The 15,332-nt window shown below is 65.0% G+C and carries 16 protein-coding genes and 1 tRNA gene; 6 read left to right on the forward strand and 11 right to left on the reverse strand.

The window, feature by feature from the left end; genetic code table 11:
- Window positions 1-29: 29 nt before the first annotated feature.
- From BCY78_RS22500 to BCY78_RS22540, 9 genes are all read right to left on the reverse strand, one after another.
- The gene (locus BCY78_RS22500; RefSeq protein WP_068306319.1) at window positions 30-1,391 is read right to left on the reverse strand and encodes a glutamine synthetase family protein; all 1,362 of its coding nucleotides are present in this window, start codon (window positions 1,389-1,391) and stop codon (window positions 30-32) included.
- A 39-nt stretch (window positions 1,392-1,430) separates the two neighbouring features.
- Entirely contained in the window at window positions 1,431-2,126 is a 696-nt protein-coding gene (locus tag BCY78_RS22505; RefSeq protein WP_068306321.1) for a type 1 glutamine amidotransferase, read from the reverse strand.
- A gap of 7 nt (window positions 2,127-2,133) precedes the next feature.
- Window positions 2,134-3,468 (reverse strand): glutamine synthetase family protein, encoded by a 1,335-nt coding sequence (locus BCY78_RS22510; protein WP_068306325.1) that lies wholly within the window; start codon window positions 3,466-3,468, stop codon window positions 2,134-2,136.
- A 15-nt stretch (window positions 3,469-3,483) separates the two neighbouring features.
- Window positions 3,484-4,335: an ABC transporter permease gene (locus tag BCY78_RS22515; protein WP_068306326.1), complete on the reverse strand. Its 852-nt coding sequence runs from the start codon at window positions 4,333-4,335 to the stop codon at window positions 3,484-3,486.
- The gene (locus BCY78_RS22520) at window positions 4,332-5,213 is read right to left on the reverse strand and encodes an ABC transporter permease (RefSeq protein ID WP_068306327.1); all 882 of its coding nucleotides are present in this window, start codon (window positions 5,211-5,213) and stop codon (window positions 4,332-4,334) included. Before BCY78_RS22520 ends, BCY78_RS22515 begins: the two co-directional genes overlap by 4 nt.
- 74 nt (window positions 5,214-5,287) lie before the next feature.
- The gene (locus BCY78_RS22525) at window positions 5,288-6,022 is read right to left on the reverse strand and encodes a transporter substrate-binding domain-containing protein (RefSeq protein ID WP_068306330.1); all 735 of its coding nucleotides are present in this window, start codon (window positions 6,020-6,022) and stop codon (window positions 5,288-5,290) included.
- A 40-nt stretch (window positions 6,023-6,062) separates the two neighbouring features.
- Window positions 6,063-6,878 (reverse strand): ABC transporter ATP-binding protein, encoded by an 816-nt coding sequence (locus BCY78_RS22530; RefSeq protein WP_068306331.1) that lies wholly within the window; start codon window positions 6,876-6,878, stop codon window positions 6,063-6,065.
- 82 nt (window positions 6,879-6,960) lie between these two features.
- A complete protein-coding gene (locus BCY78_RS22535) occupies window positions 6,961-7,632 on the reverse strand; it encodes a rhomboid family intramembrane serine protease (RefSeq protein ID WP_068306332.1) in 672 nt (223 codons plus the stop codon).
- A 93-nt stretch (window positions 7,633-7,725) separates the two neighbouring features.
- Window positions 7,726-8,496: a sugar transferase gene (locus BCY78_RS22540; protein WP_068306336.1), complete on the reverse strand. Its 771-nt coding sequence runs from the start codon at window positions 8,494-8,496 to the stop codon at window positions 7,726-7,728.
- 548 nt (window positions 8,497-9,044) lie between these two features.
- Here BCY78_RS22540 and BCY78_RS22545 point away from each other — a divergent pair.
- The 4 genes from BCY78_RS22545 (at window position 9,045) to BCY78_RS22560 (ending at window position 13,029) form a co-directional block, all read left to right on the forward strand.
- Complete coding sequence (locus tag BCY78_RS22545) at window positions 9,045-9,893, forward strand: ExeA family protein (RefSeq protein WP_068306339.1); 849 nt, start codon at window positions 9,045-9,047, stop codon at window positions 9,891-9,893.
- Window positions 9,894-9,996: 103 nt separating this feature from the next.
- The gene (aspS, locus tag BCY78_RS22550) at window positions 9,997-11,775 is read left to right on the forward strand and encodes an aspartate--tRNA ligase (protein WP_068306341.1); all 1,779 of its coding nucleotides are present in this window, start codon (window positions 9,997-9,999) and stop codon (window positions 11,773-11,775) included.
- Window positions 11,772-12,308: a DUF1993 domain-containing protein gene (locus BCY78_RS22555; RefSeq protein ID WP_083195249.1), complete on the forward strand. Its 537-nt coding sequence runs from the start codon at window positions 11,772-11,774 to the stop codon at window positions 12,306-12,308. Before aspS ends, BCY78_RS22555 begins: the two co-directional genes overlap by 4 nt.
- Window positions 12,309-12,336: 28 nt before the next feature.
- Window positions 12,337-13,029, forward strand: coding sequence for a GNAT family N-acetyltransferase (locus BCY78_RS22560; RefSeq protein ID WP_068306344.1), 693 nt, complete (start codon window positions 12,337-12,339; stop codon window positions 13,027-13,029).
- Window positions 13,030-13,085: 56 nt separating this feature from the next.
- On the opposite strand, the gene BCY78_RS22565 is transcribed toward BCY78_RS22560, so the two are convergent.
- Both BCY78_RS22565 and BCY78_RS22570 read right to left on the reverse strand, forming a co-directional pair.
- Entirely contained in the window at window positions 13,086-13,553 is a 468-nt protein-coding gene (locus BCY78_RS22565) for a disulfide bond formation protein B (RefSeq protein ID WP_068306346.1), read from the reverse strand.
- Complete coding sequence (locus BCY78_RS22570) at window positions 13,550-14,128, reverse strand: YqaA family protein (RefSeq protein ID WP_068306348.1); 579 nt, start codon at window positions 14,126-14,128, stop codon at window positions 13,550-13,552. Before BCY78_RS22570 ends, BCY78_RS22565 begins: the two co-directional genes overlap by 4 nt.
- A 126-nt stretch (window positions 14,129-14,254) precedes the next feature.
- On the opposite strand from BCY78_RS22570, the gene BCY78_RS22575 reads away from it, so the two are divergent.
- Together BCY78_RS22575 and BCY78_RS22580 are read left to right on the forward strand one after the other, a co-directional pair.
- Window positions 14,255-14,340 (forward strand) — tRNA-Leu (locus BCY78_RS22575).
- A 61-nt stretch (window positions 14,341-14,401) separates the two neighbouring features.
- On the forward strand, window positions 14,402-15,211 hold the full coding sequence (locus tag BCY78_RS22580; RefSeq protein ID WP_199523193.1) for a DUF6538 domain-containing protein: 810 nt from the start codon (window positions 14,402-14,404) through the stop codon (window positions 15,209-15,211).
- Window positions 15,212-15,332 lie beyond the last annotated feature (121 nt).

Consider the following 15,332-nt stretch of genomic DNA (forward strand, 5'->3'; position numbering starts at 1 on the left):
GGGGGTCTGGGGGCGCGAAGCCCCCAGTTTTAGACGTTCAGCAGCAGATGCTCCCGCTCCCAAGGCGAGATGACCTGCTGGAACTCCTTGTACTCGTCCCGCTTCACCGAGGCATAGAGCGCGACGAAATCCGGCCCCAGAACCTCGGTCATCGCGGTATCCTCGACCAGCAGGTCGATGGCGTCGCCCAGGGTCAGCGGCAGCTCGTCTTCGCCCATATAGGCGTTGATCCGGCATTCCGGCCGCGGGTCCAGCTTCTCCTTCAACCCGAGGAACCCGCAGGCCAGAGAGGCCGCGATCCCGAGGTAGGGGTTGCAATCCATCCCGGCGAGGCGGTTCTCGACCCGCCGTGCCTCGGGGCCGGAAATCGGCACGCGCAGACCCGTCGTGCGGTTGTCGCGACCCCATTCGAGGTTAATCGGCGCGGCAAAGTCCGGGACGTAGCGGCGATAGCTGTTCACATAGGGCGCGAGCAGCGCGACGGCGGCGGGCAGGTGGTTCTGCATGCCGGCAATGAAATGCTGGAAGGCCGGCGTTTCCGAGCCGTCATCGGCCGAGAAGATGTTCTTGCCGGTCTTCAGATCCACGACCGAGTGGTGGATATGCATGGCCGAGCCGGGTTCGCCTTCGATGGGCTTGGCCATGAAGGTGGCGAAGCAATCGTGGCGCAGCGCGGCCTCGCGGATCATCCGCTTGAAGTAGAAGATGTGGTCCGCCAGATCGACCGGGTTGCCATGCGCGAGGTTAATCTCGACCTGACCGGCGCCGCCTTCCTGCAGGATGCCGTCGATCTCCAGCCCCATGGCCTCGGCATAATCGTAGATGTCGTCGATGACTTTGCCGTATTCGTCGACCGCCGACATCGAATAGGCCTGTTTCGCCGCCGCCTTGCGGCCCGAGCGTCCCATCGGCGGGGTGATCGGCATGTTGGGATCGGTGTTGCGCTCGACGAAGTAGAACTCCATCTCCGGCGCGACGACGGGTTTCCAGCCCTCGGCCGCGTAGAGGTCGAGGACGCGTTTCAGCACGTTGCGCGGCGAGGTCGGGACCGGCGTGCCCGTTTGCGTTATCGCGTCGTGAATGATCTGCAGCGTGATGTCGGCGGTCCAGGGCGCGGCGGTGGCGGTCGAGAAATCCGGCACCAGCGTCATGTCCGGTTCCTTGTACTCGTCCTCGCCCGCCGGAGCGCTGGCCCATTCGCCGGTGATGGTCTGCAGGAAGATCGAGGTCGGCAGGTAGAAATGCGTCTGCTTGTCGAACTTGAAGGCCGGCATCGCCTTGCCACGCGCCACGCCCGCGATGTCGGGCAGGATGCATTCGATCTCGTCCAGCCGGCGGCCGGCCAGATAATCGCGGGCGGCCTCGGGGATCTTGGATTGCCAGTTGCTCATGGGAAAACCCTGTATGCTGTCGTCTGACGGCCGCGTCCGTTACGCGCTTTGCGTTCGCTCGGCGTGGGCGGCCTTGAAAAAGTCGGTGAGTTGGCGGGCGATGACGGCGCTGTCGGGTCCCGCGCCCAGACGGGCCCGCGCCGCGTCAAGGAGCGGGTCGGGCACCACCCCGCGCCCGCGCGCATCGATCAGGTCGCCGACGAAGGCATCGCCGAATTCCGGATGCGGCTGAACGGAATAGCCGGTCTTGCCGTAGGCCAGACCCGCGTATTGGCAAAACGGCGTCGAGGCCGTGATGCGTGCGCCCGGCGGCAGCTGCGTGACCTGGTCCTGATGCCAGGCGTTCAACGTCACCGTCTCGCCGCCGAAATCGTAATCGGTGGGGCCCACGGACCAGCCGCCGTCGAATTTCTCGACCGTGCCGCCGAGGGCCTGCGCCATGATCTGGTGGCCGAAGCAGATGCCCGCCACGGGGATGTCCTGCGCGATGGCGTCGCGGATGAACTGCTCCAGTGGCGCGATGAAGGGGTGATCCTCGTAGACACCATGGCGCGAGCCGGTGATCAGCCAGCCGTCGCAGTCGGTGACCGAGGCCGGGAAGTCCATTCCGTTCACGCGCCAGCGGGCGAAGGTGAAGCCTTGCCCGGCGAGCAGCTGCTCGAACATGTCGGGATAGGTCCCGTGCGCGTCCAGCCCTTGCGGGGCGTCGCCGGTTTGCAGAATGCCGATCTTCATGGTCGCCTCAAACGGTGTCGAGATAGAGTTCGAGCATTTCCTGCGGCGTCATCTCGGCCATGTAGCGAAGTTCCTGGCGCTTGGTCCGCACGAGGTTCTCCATCAACTGCGGAGCGAAGATGCGCGCCATCTCGGGGCTGCGCTCGAACATGTCGATGGCATCCTGCCACGTTGTCGGCATCTGCGGAAGGTCGAGTTCGTAGGCATTGCCGGTAATCGGTGCGGGCGGGGTCAGCCCGTCCTCTATCCCGATCAGCGCTGCGCCGAGGACCCCCGCCATCATCAGGTAGGGGTTGATGTCGCCGCCCGCCACGCGATGTTCGATCCGCCGTGCCTTGACGCTGCCCGAGGGGATGCGCACGGCGGCGGTCCGGTTCTCGTAGGCCCAGGCGATGCCGGTCGGCGCGTGGGCGCCGGGGGCGAAACGGTCGTAGCTGTTCCAATGCGGCGCCAGCAGCAGGGTGGTGCCGGACATGGCCTGAAGGCAGCCGGCGACGGCGTTCTTGAGCAGGGTCGAGCCCTCTCGCGTGCCGTCGTCGAACTGGTTCACGCCGTCCTTGTCGGTGACCGAAAAATGCATGTGCATGCCGTTGCCCGGCCAGTCCTCGTAGGGTTTGGCCATGAAGCTGGCGGCGAAGCCGTGTTTGCGGGCAAGGCCGCGCACCAGCATCTTGAACAGCCAGGTATCGTCGGCGATCTTCAGCACGTCGTTGGAATGCAGCAGGTTGACCTCGAACTGGCCCCAGCCCGCTTCTGAGATGGCCGTGTCCGCATCGATGTCCATCGCCTCGCAGCAATCGTAGAGATCGGTGAAGAAACGGTCGAAGGCGTCGAGCGCGCGCAGGGCCAGCGTATCGGCGCCCGGACGCCGTTTGCCGGACCGGGGAGAGGGGGGCACGCGCAGCTCACGGCCGCTGTCGTCGATCAGGTAGAATTCCAGCTCGGTCGCGCAGACGGGATACAGGCCCTTGGCGTGGAACTTCTCGATCACGCGGGCCAGCGCGTGGCGGGGATCGCCACCGAAGGGCGTGCCGTCTTCGTGGAACATCCAGATCGGCAGCAGGGCCGTCGGTGCCTCCAGCCAAGGCATCGGCAGGAAGCCGCGCTCGGTCGGCTTGAGCACGCCGTCGGCATCGCCCGAGTCGAAGACCAGCGGGCTGTCTTCGATGTCTTCGCCCCAGATGTCGAGGTTCATCACCGAGAAGGGGAAGCGCGTCCCCTCGTCGACGATCTTGTCGGCGAAGCGGACGGGAACGCGCTTGCCGCGGGCTTGTCCGTTGAGATCTGCCGCGGCCACTCGGATGGTCCGCACGTCGGGGTGATGGCGAAGCCAATCACGCATAGGTCACCTGATATCTTATCGTATGTACTGGGGTTTGAACCGGAACTTCGCCCGCGCCTTGCGCGGCAGGTGCCGGTTGAGCCGCCGGTTGACCAGCCCGAACAGGCCGATCACCAGAAGGGTCAGCAGGATGAAGTAGAAGCCGACCAGCGGATAGGCGATGAACGGGTTGAAGGTCTGCGAGGCGAAGTAGTTCGCATAGTAGAGCGCGTCGCCCATCTGCTGCCAGGCCGGGAAGGCCGAGAAGAACACCAGGGTCGTGGCGTGCAGCAGGAAGATCGCCTCGTTGGTGTAGCTGGGCCAGGCGAGGCGCAGCATGGTCGGCCAGACGACGCGGCGGAACTTGCTCCAGCCGGTCAGGCCATAGGCATCGGCGGCCTCGATGTCGCCCTTGGGGATCGACTTCAGTGCGCCGTAGAAGATCTCGGCGGAATAGGCCGAGGTATTGAGGAACAGGACGAACAGCGCGCCCGCCCAGGCGCGGGTCATCCATTGCGTCTCCAGCGTGATCGGGCCGATCTCGATCCCGGCGCGGGGCAGCAGGACCAAGGCCTCGTAGACGAAGAAGAACTGCACGAACAAAGGCGAGCCGCGGAACAGGAAGGTGAACCACTCGGCCGGCTTGCGCAGCCATTTCGAAGGGCTCGCCTTGCCCAAGGCCACGGCGGTGGCGAGGAAGAAGCCGAAGAACAGCGCGAGCGCTGCGAAATAGACGTTCCACACGAGGCCCGAGGCAATCAGGAACACCTGATCGCAGACGTTGATCTCCAGCCCGCGGGGCAGGACCCGGTCGCCGAGATCCCGCCCGAGCGAGCGTAGGATCAGGCCGCTGAAGCTCTCATAGCAGGTGGCTAAATCGACGCTCATGCCGCGGCCTTTCTGAGGGCTTCACCGCCGGCGGTGGCCTGCCCGCGGTTGAGCCGAAGCATCAGCCGGTCGAAGAACTTCTGGCTGCCCCAGGTCAGGGTCAGGTAGAAAGCCAGCACGCCGAGGAAGTACCAGACCCGCCAATCGGGGTGGGTATAGGCGTAATGCCCGGTCTTCTGGCCGCCCAGCTCGCGTGCCCAGAACACCACGTCCTGAATGCCCAGCAGGAACAGGAGCGGCGTTGCCTTGGTCAGGATCATCCACAGGTTCGACAGGCCGGGCAGGGCATAGACCCACATTTGCGGCATCAGGATGCGGCGGAAGGTCTGGCGCTGGGACATGCCATAGGCCTCGGCCGTTTCCAGCTGTGCCTTCGGCACGGCATTCATCGCGCCGTTCAGCGTGTTGGCGGCAAAGGCGCCGAAGACGACGGCAAAGGCGATCAGCGCCAGCGTGAAGCCCCAGACGTCATGCATCCAGGCCGGGTCCGAGGCCAGCGGCATCTTCGCCGCCGGGCAGACGATGAAATCATTGCCCTGACGCACCGGCTGGTCCCAATCGGGGCACAGCACACGGTGTCGGGCATATTCGACGCCCTGATCGATGGCGAAGGGCACGAAGAGGAAGAAGATGATGTCCGGTACGCCTCGGACCATCGAGACATAGACCGTGCCGATGCCCTTGAGCACGCGGTTGGCCGAGCGCACGGCCAGCGCGCCGAGGAACCCCATGCCGAGGGCGAGAGGGGCGGCAAGAGCCAGCAGCAGAAGCACCACCAGCACCGAGCGATAGAGCGCGAAATGCGAGGCGGTGGTCAGGTAGCAGGCCATCCACTGCCAGTCGGGCAGTGTCGAGGGGTCCGTGCAGAAGGAGAACATCGGGATACCGGAGGGGCAGGGTCCCCCCGCCGCGCGATCGGGGCGGAGGGGCCGTTTTCAGGGATCGGAGCGGATCACTCGAACAGCGGGATCTCGTCGCCGAACCATTCGACCAGCAGCGCGTTCAGCGAGCCGTCTTCCTTCATCGCGGTGATCGCCGCATCGAAGGTCGCCTGCAGTTCGCTGTCCGACTGGCGCAGGCCGATCGACACGCCGGCACCCGGCGAGGGCACGGTGGCCAAGAATTCCAGCTCGCCGTTCGATTCGTCGACATAGGTGCGCAGGAAGTCGCGGTCGGCCAGCACGGCGTCGGCGGTGCCGTTGCGCACGGCGGCGATGGTTTCATCGGCGGTCGGGAACTCGATCAGCGTGGCCGAGGTGTCCGAGACCATCGCGGCCTGCATGGTGTTCGACTGCGCGGCGATCACGCCCTCTTCCATCACCGAACCCTCGGTGCCGGCCAGCGCCATGTAGGCCGAGGGGTCCGGCAGCTTGTAGGGCTGCGAGAACATGATGACTTCGGCACGGGCCGGGGTCGCGTTCATGCCGGCCATGATGGCGTCGTAGTTGCCGCCCACGAGGTTCGGGATGATCGAATCCCAGTCGTTCTGGACCCATTCACAGGTCAGGCCGGCGCGCTCGCACAGAGCGTTGCCCAGATCGATCTCGAAGCCGACCAGCTCGTTCGACTCGTTGATGTAGTTGTACGGAGGGTAGGCGCCCTCGGTGCCCAGACGGACAACGTCCTGGGCCAGCGCGCCGGTCGCCATGACGGCGAGGGTGGCTGCGGAGAGGAGGAGCTTTTTCATTGAGTGTTACCTCTGTTGGACTTGGTGGTTTTTGATTGCCTCAGGCCGGTTGGGTGGCGCTGAGGAACTGCTTCAGTCGCGCCGATTTGGGCGCGCCGAACAGGGTTTGGGGATCGCCTTCTTCCTCGATCCGACCCTGGTGCAGGAAGATGACATGATCCGAGACATCGGCGGCAAGGCGCATGTCATGGGTGACGATGATCATGGTGCGGCCCTCATCGGCCAGCGCCTTGATGACGCGCACGACCTCTTGCTCCAGCTCAGGGTCGAGGGCCGAGGTCGGCTCGTCGAACAGCAGGGCGCGGGGCTCCATGCAGAGGGCGCGGGCGATGGCGGCGCGCTGCTGCTGGCCGCCCGACATCTGGGCCGGGTAGACGTCGCATTTGTCGCCGATGCCGACCTTGGCGAGCAGGTCGCGGGCGCGCTTCTCAACCACGGCCTTGTCCTGCTTCAGCACCGTGACCGGCGCTTCCATGACGTTCTGCAGGATCGTCATGTGGGACCACAGGTTGAAGTTCTGGAACACCATCGACAGGTTGGTGCGGATGCGCGCGACCTGAGCGCGGTCGGCCGGGTGACGGGCCAGACCCTCGCCGCGCCAGCGTACGCTCTCGCCCTCGAACAGGATCTCGCCCTGCTGGCTTTCCTCAAGCAGGTTGCAGCACCGCAGGAGGGTGGATTTGCCTGATCCCGACGAGCCGATCAGTGAGATGACCTGACCCGGCAGCGCCTTGACGTCGACGCCCTTGAGCACCTCCAGCGAGCCATAGGCCTTGTGCAACCCGCGGATTTCGATGACCGGCACAGTCGAGGTGGCGGTCGCGGCAGGAGCGGGGGCTGTCGTTGCGGCGGTCAAGGGGACTCCGTCGTCATTTGATCATATTTGGCCAGTAAGGCCCTATTCCGAGTGCGAATGCAACGGCGGAATGGCGATTCTGTCAACGCCGCAGCATGCCCTTGCGGTAACGGTGCCCCGGGGTGGGCGTGATGATCCGCGCCAGCACCGCACCGGTGACGAAACCGCCCAGATGTGCCTCCCAGGCGAGCATTCCGCCGACGACGACCCACAGCAGGACGTTCATCACCACCAGCCCGACAACCAGTCTGAGCGGCTGGTCGATCGGCAGGCGCAGCATCCGGCGGGCCTGAATGTCCCAATAGACCTGCGTGCCGAACAGCCCGAACACGGCGCCCGAGGCGCCCAGCATCGGCGTGCCGCTGCCGTTGAGGACATAGAACGCCACCGCCGCACCGACGCCGCACAGGAGGTAGACCAGCAGGAACCCGGCCTGACCCAGACGACCCACCGCCTGCCGTCCCAAGGCGATGAGGATCAGCATGTTGAAGGTCATGTGCAGGAAGCCGCCATGCAGGAAGGCATAGCTGAAGAACATCGTCACCCGCTGTCCGGGGAACAGGCTGTCCCATCCCTCCAGCAGGCCGGGCCAGAAGGCACCGTACAGGATGGCGCTGCGCCGGACCTCGGCCAGATCCAGCGCCGGGGAATCGGTCAGCGTGAAGACCACCTCCAAGAGGCCGCAAAGGCCGGCGATGGCCAGCAGAACGGGCGCCGGGCGCGGGGTCGAGGGAGGGCGGAGCTTCTGGGTCATCGGTCTTGGATGGCAGGCGCGCCGCGCGAGGGCAAGATGCCTTCGCCGCGGCGCGCGACCTGCCGCCGGGGCAGGCCCTGTGCGGTGTGTCCTTCAGTAGCCGGTGGCGCGCAGCACCGCCCGGACCGTCGCCCCGAGGATCTTCACATCCGTCCAGAAGGACAGCCGCTGGGCATAGCGCAGGTCCATCACCGCGCGCAGGGCGAAGCTCTCTTCGTTGCGGGCGGTGACCTGCCACAGGCCGGTGATCCCCGGACGCAGCCCGGTATAGGCGCGCGGGTGGGGGTAGAGGTTCATCTGCTCGGGCAGCATCGGACGCGGGCCGACGAGGCTCATGTCGCCTTTCAGCACGTTCACGATCTGCGGCAGCTCATCCATCGAGGTCTTGCGGATCAGCCGACCCAGCGGCGTGATGCGCGGGTCGTTCTTCAGCTTCTGCGTCAGCTCCCATTCCGCGCGCAGGGCCGGGTCGGCCTCCAGATGCGCGGCGAGGGTCTCGGCCGCGTTCGGCACCATGGAGCGCAGCTTGTACATGCGGAAGCGGCGACCGTCGCGGCCAAGGCGATCCTGCGTGTAGAACGGGTTGCCGCTTTCGATCCACATCAGGAAGGCAAGCGTCAGCAGAACCGGCGCCGAAAGGAAGAGCGCGATCGACGCAAGCACGATGTCGAGCACCCGTTTCCCGGTCAGCGCGTAGTCCGATTTCAGGGCGCCGAGCCCCGGGGTCTCAGGGCAAGTCGGAGCGGTGTGGAACAGCGGAACCGGAAGATGAGGGGTCGTGAGGGTAAAGGGGGCATTGCCCGAAGCCAGGAAGTCCAAGCTTTTGGGGGCGCTGCTGAATTCCAGCAGACTATGGTCGGGCATAGGCCCGTGGCCGACCCCAGTGAGGTCCGGCAAGGCACGGTAGTGCAGGGTCATGGCAGCACCAAGATCATTACGAGGATCGGGTGGTCACCCCCCCAGGTGCCGTCCGAAGTCACTCCCTTCTTTTAGCCGTTTCTGCGGCACAGAAAAAACAAATTGAGGCGAGTTTGCCGCAATTTACCCGAAAACGAATTGTTTCCAAAACGGCAACACGGCTACTATTCCCCATCCTGTGCCGCGCGGAGCGAAAAACATTCCGAAATGCGAAGATTAGCGGGTGTACGGCAACAATCTGCGTTGCCATGGCGACTAGCGCGCATTCTGGATACATGCCCGTCGCGGGAATGCTTTCGGCCCGTGGCAACCGCAAGTTGCAAATTGCGAATCACAGGGCCGGAGGCGCCGGCGGGCCAGCGGACGGGTCGTGCCCGAACCCTGCCCCGAAAGCGCCGCATGAATTTGGTATTGGTGACAAAGTTGCCCTATATCCCCAACCCGAACGCCCCCGATCCACGCCGGGGGAGGGGCGCAACGAGAACCGGACGGGCATGGCACAGGCGCTGAACTATTACCTTGAGCACTTCGGGCTGCGCGAGAGACCCTTCGCGTTGGCACCCGATCCCGAATTCCTGTTCTGGTCGCCCGAGCATCGCGGCGCCTATGCGATGCTGGACTACGGCCTGTCCACCCGCGCGCCGATCACCCTGCTGACCGGCGAGATCGGGGCGGGCAAGACAACGATCCTGCACCATTTCCTCGACAGCCTGACCGAAGACGTGACGATCGGCATGATCTCGAACGCGCGTCCGGGCGTGAACGACGTGCTGCGCCGTGTCTGTGCCGCGCTGGGCCTGACCGTGCCCACAGGGGCCGACAGCGCCGACATCTTCGCGGTGATCCAGGATTTCCTGCTGGAGGAACACGGTCGCGGCCACCGCGTCCTGCTGGTCATTGACGAGGCGCAGAACCTCAACCGCGATGCGCTTGAAGACCTGCGGATGCTCACCAATATCAACGCGGGCCGCGACGAGGTGCTGCAACTGCTCCTCGTGGGCCAGCCCGAGCTGCGGGCCATGGTGCGTCAGTCGGACCTTGTGCAATTCGCCCAGCGGGTGGCGGCGAGCTACCATCTGCCGCGCCTCGATCCGGCCTCGACCGGGGGCTATATCGCCTCGCGGATCCGGCAGGCGGGGGGCAATCCCAACATCTTCAGCCGTCAGGCGGCCGAGCTGATCCACGACGCGACCGAGGGTGTGCCCCGGCTGATCAATCAGCTGTGCGACCTGTCGCTCACCTATGCCTATGCGAACCGCGAGCCGATGGTGAAGCGTTCGACCGTGGCGCAGGTGCTCGACGACGGGGTGTTCTTCGGCGCGGGCGACGGCCCGAAACGCTGAGCCGCGCGCTCGAAGCCCCGTCAGGCCCCCGCCGGGCTTGACTTCCCGCCTCTGACGCTGTTTCTCCGAGCCGATCCTTTGCCCTGAATCCCGGAGTCCCGTGATGCACGCCTATCGCAGCCATACCTGTGCCGATCTCAACAAGGCGCATGTCGGCGATACCGTCCGCCTGGCGGGCTGGGTTCACCGCGTCCGCGACCATGGCGGCGTGTTGTTCATCGACCTGCGCGACCATTACGGCATCACGCAGGTGCTGGCCGACAGCGACAGCCCGGCCTTCAAGGATCTGGAAAAGGTCCGCTCGGAATGGGTGATCTCGATCGAAGGCCGCGTGAAGGCGCGTGACGAGAGCCTGATCAACACCAAGATCCCGACCGGCGAGATCGAGGTCTACGCGACCGGCCTCACCGTGCTGGGCGAAGCCGGCGAGCTGCCGCTGCCGGTGTTCGGCGAGCCCGACTACCCCGAGGAGACGCGCCTCACCTACCGCTTCCTCGACCTGCGCCGTGAGACGCTGCACAACAACATGATGCTGCGCTCGAACGTGGTGCGGTCGATCCGCAACCGCATGTGGGACGCGGGCTTCAACGAATTCCAGACGCCGATCATCACCGCCTCCTCGCCCGAGGGTGCGCGCGACTTCCTCGTGCCGTCGCGCCTGCATCCGGGCAAGTTCTACGCGCTGCCGCAGGCGCCGCAGCAATTCAAGCAGCTGATCATGGTCGCGGGCTTCGACCGCTACTTCCAGATCGCGCCCTGCTTCCGCGACGAAGACCCGCGCGCCGACCGCTCGCCGACCGATTTCTACCAGCTCGATATCGAGATGTCGTTTGTCGAGCAGGAAGACGTCTTCAACGCCGTGCAACCGGTGGTTCAAGGCCTGTTCGAGGAATTCGGCAAGGGCAAGAAGGTCGACACCGAATGGCCGCGCATCGCCTACAAGGATTCGATGCTGTGGTACGGCTCGGACAAGCCCGACCTGCGCAACCCGATCAAGATGCAGATCGTGTCGGAGCATTTCGCCGGTTCGGGCTTCGCGATCTTCGCGAAACTCTTGGAGAACGAAGGTACCGAGATCCGCGCCATTCCCGCGCCGACCGGCGGCTCGCGCAAGTTCTGCGACCGGATGAACAGCTTCGCCCAGTCGCAGGGCCTGCCCGGCATGGGCTATATCTTCTGGCGCAAGGCCGATAACGGCGAGATGGAAGCCGCGGGTCCGCTGGCCAAGAACATCGGCCCGGAGCGCACCGAGGCGATCCGCGTCCAGCTGGGTCTGGGCGAGGGCGATGCCGCCTTCTTCCTCGGCGGCAAGCCCGAGCAGTTCGAGGCCGTCGCTGGCCGCGCCCGCAACGAGATCGGCCGTGAGCTGGGTCTCACCGAGACCGACAGCTTCCGCTTCGCCTGGATCGTCGACTTCCCGATGTACGAGAAGGACCCGGAAACCGGCAAGATCGACTTCTCGCACAACCCGTTCTCGATGCCGCAGGGTGGTATGGACGCGCTGCTGGGCGACCCGCTGAAGGTCCATGCCTATCAGTATGACCTCGCCTGCAACGGCTACGAGCTCATCTCGGGTGGTATCCGCAACCACAAGCCCGAGATCATGTTCAAGGCCTTCGAACTGGCCGGCTATCCGAATTCGGAAGTCGAGAAGCGCTTCGGCGGCATGGTCAAGGCGTTCCAATACGGCGCCCCGCCGCACGGCGGTTGCGCGGCCGGTATCGACCGTATCGTCATGCTGCTGGCGGACACCGCGAACATCCGCGAGGTCATCATGTTCCCGATGAACCAGCGCGCCGAAGACCTGATGATGAACGCGCCGTCGGAGCCCACCAACGAACAGCTGCGCGAGCTTCGCCTGCGCGTGCTGCCGAAGGAATGAGCGCGAGCCTCTCTGCGGCGGACCGCCTCCTGCACGAGGCGGTCCTGTCGCTCGACGGGGCCTTGATGCGGTTGGACGACATGCTGGGGCGGGTGGCGATGCTGCCCGCCGAGCGCGTTCAGGCCCTGCTGTCGAGCCGTTTCGCGCCCGACATGTTCACCTTCGCCCAGCAGGTCCGCAGCGCCGTCGATTTCGCTTTGCGCATGGCGATGCCGCTCTGCGGGTTGGAAGTGCCTGTGCCACCCTCGGCCTCGAACGACCTGACCGAGCTGCACGACCGCATCGCCGCCGCCCGCGCCGCGCTGGACTTGCCCGAGAGCGCCTTCGCCGGTGCCGCCGAGCGCCAAGTGACGGAGCGCGCGGGTTTCGCGGATCTGGAGCTTGACGCCTCGGATTTTGTCCTGCGCTTCGGCCTGCCGAATTTCTGGTTTCACCTGACGACGGCTTATGCCTTGATGCGCGCCGCCGGGGTCGCGGTCGGCAAGGCCGATATCGACGGTCTGCACGACTACCCGCCCGGCTTCAGTTTCTGACCCCCGGCCCTGCCGGAAGGAGAGCGCCATGACCGATCTGTCCGACTGGACCCCGCCGCAACTGCCGCCCCGCACCGTGATCGCGGGCCGCTATGTCACCCTCGAGCCCCTGTCGCGCGACCATGCCGCCGAGCTGTTCGCGGCCTATGCCGAGGATGACGGCACGATGTGGGACTACCTGCCCACGGGTCCGTTCAAGGATCTGGGCGGCTATCTCGGTTGGGTCGATGGCGCGCGGCTGGGCTGGGACCCGATCCATTACGCGATCCGGATGGAGGATGGGCAACTCGGCGGCACGCTGTCCTTGATGCGCATCGACCCGCGCGCGGGCTCGGCCGAGGCCGGCTGGCTGACCTTCTCCCCCCGTCTGCAGCGCACCCGCGAGGCGACCGAGGCCGTCTACCGCCTAATGGAATGGAGCTTCGAGGCCGGTTACCGGCGTTTCGAATGGAAATGCAACGCCGCGAACCTGCCCTCGCGCCGCGCGGCGCAGCGGTTCGGCCTCAGCTTCGAGGGCGTCTTCCGGCAGGCGGGCGTGGTCAAGGGCGCGAACCGCGACACGGCCTGGTACGCGGCGATGGATTTCGAATGGCCGGCGCTGAAGGTCGCGTTCGAGACCTGGCTCGATCCGTCGAATTTCGACGCGGACGGCCAGCAGAAGCAAAGCCTCGCGGTGCTGACCCGGCCCATCGTCGCGAATACCGATCCGATGGTCGGCTAAACGAAAACGGCCGCGCCCGGTGACAGGCGCGGCCGTTTCCTTTGATCTGTAGGCGCTCAGGCCTTGCGGCGCATCGCGACGATCCACAGGGCCGCCAGCGCGAACGAGAAGATCGCGTTCCAGCTGGCCATCGACAGGCCGAGCATTTCCCAGGCGACATCCGTGCACCGCACGACCGGCGCGGCCATGATGGCATCCAGCGCCGCCGAGGGGCTCAAGGTCGAGATGTCAGCAGTGCCCGAGCAGGCCGTCGGGCCTTCCCACCAGCCGCGCTCGACGCCTGTGTGGAAGATGCCCAAACCGCCCGACGTTGCTGCCGCCAGCGCGCCAAGCGCCATCAGCAAGCGGTTCGGCACAAAGAACACCAAGATGCCGATGAGCAGGGCGGCCAGATGCGGCCAACGTTGCTCAATGCACAGCTGGCAGGGCGCAAGGCCCATGCCGTATTGGAAGAACAGAGCCCCGGCGAGCAGCGCTCCCGATCCGAGGCCGGCCAGCGTGGCCAGCGAAAATTCCCGTTTCACAGGTACCTCACCGCGAAAAAACCTCCGGCGAGGAGTACCACGAAGAGCACAGTCATCAAGCCCAGCCGCTTCTCGATGAAGTCACGAATGGGTGCGCCGAAGAAATGCAGCAGCGCCGCGACGAGGAAGAAGCGTCCCGCCCGCGCGACAATCGAGGTCACGACGAAGGTCAACAGCGGCAGCCCGGTCCAGCCCGACATGATGGTGATCACCTTGTAGGGGAAGGGCGTCAGCCCCGCGATCAACACCGGCCAGAAGCTGAGGTCGTTGAAGCGGTCGTTGAATTCCAGCACCGCATCGCCCTTGCCGAGCGCTTCGAGGATCGGGAAGCCCAGCGTGTCGAAGGCCAGGGCGCCGATCGCATAGCCCAGAAGCCCGCCCAGCACCGACGAGACAGTGGCGACAAAGGCGATCAGGAAGGCGCGGCGGGGCGCGGCGATGATCATCGGGATCATCAGCACATCGGGGGGGATGGGGAAGAACGAGCTTTCGACGAAGGCGACGATGGCCAGAGCCCAGAGCGCGCGCGGATGGGCCGCCAGCGAGAGGGTCCAGTCGTAGAGCGAGCGCAGCATGGGAACTCCGGGCATGGGCGGAAGATGCGCGCCTCTGGTGCCCCACCCCGGCTGAGGCGTCAAGCGCGCAGAGCCTCCGATCCCCCGTTGACCCTCCGCCGTTGCCGCGATAAGCCGCATCTCAGTGCCCGAGTGGCGGAACGGTAGACGCAGGGGATTCAAAATCCTCCGCCCTAACGGGTGTGCGAGTTCGAATCTCGCCTCGGGCACCAACACTCCCGCTAGTCCATTGATATTCCTCAGCATTGTCTGGAGAATCTGCGGGCGTAGTACATGGCGGAGAACAAAACAGTCCCTCACTCGTTCACGAAGGACGGTGTCTATTACTTCGTTCGGCGAATCCCGAGCGACCTAAGGCACCACTACACGTCGCCGAAAATCTCGTATTCGCTGAGAACGCGGTCAGCTCCGGTCGCGACGTCCAGAGCGGTCCGTGCCGCTCAGAAGTTGGATGAGTATTGGTACCACCTGCGAATCCAGGACGTGGATCTGCCGGGGAAGCACATGTTGCGTCGCTTGCAGAGCGAGCAGGGACCAGCAGTACCGTCTCACGGTCAACAGCAAACCGTCGATGCGATCACCCTGTCGGAGGCTGTGGGGATCTACCTGCGCCTCAAAGGGGTTGACCGGCCAATTACCTTCCACCGAGCTGCAGAGCGGTCGTGCGGTTATGTGATCGATGTCTGTGGGGATCGACCGATCACGAATTACACAAAGGCCGACGCGAACGCATTTCGGGATGACCTTATCAAGCGCGGTCTGGCTGGAAGCAGTATTACGCGCGTGTTTGGGACCGTCAGGTCAGTGATAAACTTCGCGACGAGCGAGGTTGGCATCGATGTGACCAATCCATTCGGGAAGGTCTACTTTGACCGCAACGCGGGTGTCGAAGACCGAGAGCCGGTCCCTGTCGATGCCATCAGGACTATCCAGGCCGAATGCAAGCGCTTCGATGATGAGCTTCGCTGGCTTGCGGCCTTTGTCTCAGATACCGGGATGCGACTTGCTGAGGCTGCGGGGGTGGCAATCTCGGATATCGAGCTCGACTGCGAGATCCCACATGTTGTCGTCCAGGAGTGTTGATTTCCACCCAGAACTGACCCGGGAGAGCACTTAGTTTCCATTGAGAATTGACCCATGTGACCCTCCCCGCGACGCAGCTTGCAGCGGGGGATTCCGGAGTGATCCACATGGGACTTTTGAA

The sequence above is a fragment of the Pararhodobacter sp. CCB-MM2 genome (genome assembly GCF_001691415.1).
Classification (GTDB): Bacteria; Pseudomonadota; Alphaproteobacteria; order Rhodobacterales; family Rhodobacteraceae; genus Pararhodobacter.

Excerpts from the sequence above, each read along its gene's own strand:
- BCY78_RS22515 (WP_068306326.1), bottom strand. The coding sequence starts at position 4,335 with ATGAGCGTCGATTTAGCCACCTGCTATGAGAGCTTCAGCGGCCTGATC.
- BCY78_RS22545 (WP_068306339.1), top strand. The coding sequence starts at position 9,045 with ATGGCACAGGCGCTGAACTATTACCTTGAGCACTTCGGGCTGCGCGAG.
- BCY78_RS22505 (WP_068306321.1), bottom strand. The coding sequence starts at position 2,126 with ATGAAGATCGGCATTCTGCAAACCGGCGACGCCCCGCAAGGGCTGGAC.
- BCY78_RS22520 (WP_068306327.1), bottom strand. The coding sequence starts at position 5,213 with ATGTTCTCCTTCTGCACGGACCCCTCGACACTGCCCGACTGGCAGTGG.
- BCY78_RS22570 (WP_068306348.1), bottom strand. The coding sequence starts at position 14,128 with ATGCTGCGCTCGCTCTACGACTGGACCCTCTCGCTGGCGGCCCATCCG.
- BCY78_RS22500 (WP_068306319.1), bottom strand. The coding sequence starts at position 1,391 with ATGAGCAACTGGCAATCCAAGATCCCCGAGGCCGCCCGCGATTATCTG.
- BCY78_RS22555 (WP_083195249.1), top strand. The coding sequence starts at position 11,772 with ATGAGCGCGAGCCTCTCTGCGGCGGACCGCCTCCTGCACGAGGCGGTC.
- BCY78_RS22560 (WP_068306344.1), top strand. The coding sequence starts at position 12,337 with ATGACCGATCTGTCCGACTGGACCCCGCCGCAACTGCCGCCCCGCACC.
- aspS (WP_068306341.1), top strand. The coding sequence starts at position 9,997 with ATGCACGCCTATCGCAGCCATACCTGTGCCGATCTCAACAAGGCGCAT.
- BCY78_RS22580 (WP_199523193.1), top strand. The coding sequence starts at position 14,402 with ATGGCGGAGAACAAAACAGTCCCTCACTCGTTCACGAAGGACGGTGTC.
- BCY78_RS22540 (WP_068306336.1), bottom strand. The coding sequence starts at position 8,496 with ATGCCCGACCATAGTCTGCTGGAATTCAGCAGCGCCCCCAAAAGCTTG.
- BCY78_RS22535 (WP_068306332.1), bottom strand. The coding sequence starts at position 7,632 with ATGACCCAGAAGCTCCGCCCTCCCTCGACCCCGCGCCCGGCGCCCGTT.
- BCY78_RS22510 (WP_068306325.1), bottom strand. The coding sequence starts at position 3,468 with ATGCGTGATTGGCTTCGCCATCACCCCGACGTGCGGACCATCCGAGTG.
- BCY78_RS22525 (WP_068306330.1), bottom strand. The coding sequence starts at position 6,022 with ATGAAAAAGCTCCTCCTCTCCGCAGCCACCCTCGCCGTCATGGCGACC.